1 protein-coding gene, 2 tRNA genes and 2 rRNA genes are annotated in these 2,802 nt (G+C 43.6%); all 5 read right to left on the reverse strand.

Translation table 11 applies throughout. The features are described from left to right. Positions 1-187 precede the first annotated feature (187 nt). The 5 genes from L3V37_RS23850 to rrf (L3V37_RS23870) all read right to left on the reverse strand — a co-directional run bounded on the left by L3V37_RS23850 (position 188) and on the right by rrf (L3V37_RS23870) (position 2,743). Positions 188-1,624 (reverse strand): NAD-dependent succinate-semialdehyde dehydrogenase, encoded by a 1,437-nt coding sequence (locus L3V37_RS23850; RefSeq protein ID WP_237307334.1) that lies wholly within the window; start codon positions 1,622-1,624, stop codon positions 188-190. Positions 1,625-2,121: 497 nt separating this feature from the next. Next, positions 2,122-2,198: transfer RNA gene (locus L3V37_RS23855), tRNA-Asp, on the reverse strand. Between the two features lie 77 nt (positions 2,199-2,275). Beyond that, positions 2,276-2,392: ribosomal RNA gene (rrf, locus tag L3V37_RS23860) — 5S ribosomal RNA — on the reverse strand. A gap of 57 nt (positions 2,393-2,449) precedes the next feature. After that, positions 2,450-2,525 (reverse strand) — tRNA-Thr (locus tag L3V37_RS23865). A gap of 101 nt (positions 2,526-2,626) precedes the next feature. Next, a 5S ribosomal RNA gene (rrf, locus tag L3V37_RS23870) occupies positions 2,627-2,743 on the reverse strand. Positions 2,744-2,802 lie beyond the last annotated feature (59 nt).

Consider the following 2,802-nt stretch of genomic DNA (forward strand, 5'->3'; position numbering starts at 1 on the left):
TCAACCTCATCAACTACAGTGAGTTTAAAAGCGAGGGAGTAATCGCGCTGAGTTCTTTTAGTTGTTGATTTCATAACACTCTCCAATTTTGGGGGTGGAAAGTGTCAACCTTATTTAGGACGGTACATTCAACTAAAAAAAGCCAGGTAAAAACCTAGCTTTTTAATTCAATCGGCCATCTCTGAAATCAGCTTAAACCACCAAGACAAATATACTTTGTCTCCAGATATTCATCGAGTCCTTGCTTAGCACCTTCCCGTCCAACACCCGACTCTTTAACTCCACCAAATGGAGCCACTTCAGTAGAGATGATCCCTTCATTAATTCCAACCATGCCGTACTCTAAACCTTCACTAAAAGTCACAATACGCTTCAAGCTATTCGTATAGAAATAGCAAGCCAAACCATATTCTGTATCGTTCGCCATTTCGAGAACTTGATCATCATTTTCAAAGGTAACAATAGGCAACACAGGCCCGAATAGCTCTTGCTGAACAATCGACATATTCTGCGTCACACTATCCAAAAGAACGGGCTCCATAAAGCGACCAGGCCGTCTCTGTGGAGAGTTAGCAATAGAGGCTCCTTCTTGTACAGCTTGATCGATCACCGCCTCTAGTCGATGCTTAGAGGCCATCGTAATAACAGGACCTAATGTGACACCTTTCTCTAAACCATTGCCAAGCTTTAATTTGCTTAACTTCGACAATACTTTATCAATAAAAGCTTGTTTTACATTTTTATGAACATATAGCCGATTGGTACAAACACATGTTTGCCCTGCATTACGGAACTTCGACGCGACAAGCCCTTCCGCAGCCGCATCTAAGTCTGCATCTTCAAACACGATGAAAGGCGCATTACCACCCAACTCCATCGACACCGCCTTGACTGAATCACTGGCTTGCTTCATCAAAATTTTCCCGACTCGCGTAGACCCCGTAAAAGAGATCTTCTGAATCCTAGGATCAGTACTTAGTACTTGACCAAACTCAGCAGCCTGCTCCGACACCACGACAGAAAGCAGTTCTTTAGGGATACCAGCCTGATAAGCTAATTCAACAACAGCAATTGCAGTGAGAGGGGTAAGCTCTGATGGCTTGATCAACATGCCACAACCTGCCGCTAGGGCTGGTGCTGCTTTTCTTGTAATCATCGCAATAGGGAAGTTCCAAGGTGTAATTGCAGCGCATACTCCCACAGGCTGGCGAATTGCAGATAGACGTCTATCTGTCGTGGGGGCAGGAATAACTTCGCCATAAGCACGTTTTGCTTCTTCTGAGAACCACTCGACAAAAGAGGCACCATACATCACTTCCCCTTTGCTCTCAGCTAAAGGTTTACCCTGCTCTAAGGTAATAATCGTGGCTATGTCTTCTGCATTATCAAGAAGTAGTTGATACCACCCCCTCAAACGACGAGAGCGCTCTTTGGCACTTAATTTAGCCCAACGGACTTGCTCCGTTTTGCACTGACCAATGAGATCATCTAACTCATCAAGAGTACTAGGCTTTAACCGAATTAACTCTTGCTCAGTTGCAGGGTTGATGACTACAATTCCCTCACCGGAAGACCATTGTTTAAATACAGATTTCAGCGTTTCATTTTTTATTTGTTGCATCATCAAACATACTCCTCAAGAACTCCTCTTAGGTTAATCGCTACTAGCAAGTTCAGCAAAGAAAACAAAGTTTTCTAAAAGGCATTAATTTTCGGAAGACTTAGCTCTCTTTCTCACTATATTTCGGGAAATTGCGTAATCCACGCAACGACGGCCCCGCTCTAAACATGGAGGCAATGAATGTTTGAGAAATAAGATGTAGAAAATTATTGTTTAAGAGAGACGCTAACAAAACACGCAGTACGGAAGACTATTCATTCTATTACGGTTGAGGGCGAGTGTTATAAATACTCATTGTTCAAATGACCAACCTTTCAACGAGGACATGATACAAACTCGGAGTAATTGGAAGTGCAGGCAGCAGGCTCATCTTCCTGAGAAACTCATGCGCCAAAAGGGTCAAGATAGTCGCATTGTATCGCCTTCAATGTGTAAATACATTTCTAGGGAACACGACCAAACGAAAAAGCCCCAGTCTTTCGACTAGGGCTTAATATAAGTGGCGGAGTGGACGGGACTCGAACCCGCGACCCCCGGCGTGACAGGCCGGTATTCTAACCAACTGAACTACCACTCCGCAGTGGTATCACTCGCTTTAATAAGCAAGTGTCCGCTTTTGTCTTCACTTTTCGAAAAAGTGAAAATAAAACTAAAGCCTGGCGATGTCCTACTCTCACATGGGGAACCCCCACACTACCATCGGCGCTATTTCGTTTCACTTCTGAGTTCGGCATGGAAATCAGGTGGGTCCAAAATGCTATGGTCGCCAAGCAAAATTCTTTACATTTTGTTTTAGGCTTTAATTTAAAACATAAAACAAACAATAAATGGTGCTGATACCCAGAATCGAACTGGGGACCTCATCCTTACCAAGGATGCGCTCTACCGACTGAGCCATATCAGCACATTATTTGCGTCCGTGAGGACTAAAAAAGCCCGCTTTTACAAACGGGCTCTCTTAACTTTTGTCTTCGCCTCTTTAAAAAGGCGAAAACTAAATTTAAAGCCTGGCGATGTTCTACTCTCACATGGGGAAGCCCCACACTACCATCGACGCTATTTCGTTTCACTTCTGAGTTCGGCATGGAAATCAGGTGGGTCCAAAACGCTATGGTCGCCAAGCAAATTCTTTAATCTGGAAAGCTGTTTTTTAATTCTCGTTCTTACACATTCAATGTTCT

The sequence above is a fragment of the Vibrio sp. D54 genome (assembly GCF_021728075.1).
GTDB classification, from domain to species: domain Bacteria; phylum Pseudomonadota; class Gammaproteobacteria; order Enterobacterales; family Vibrionaceae; genus Vibrio; species Vibrio alginolyticus.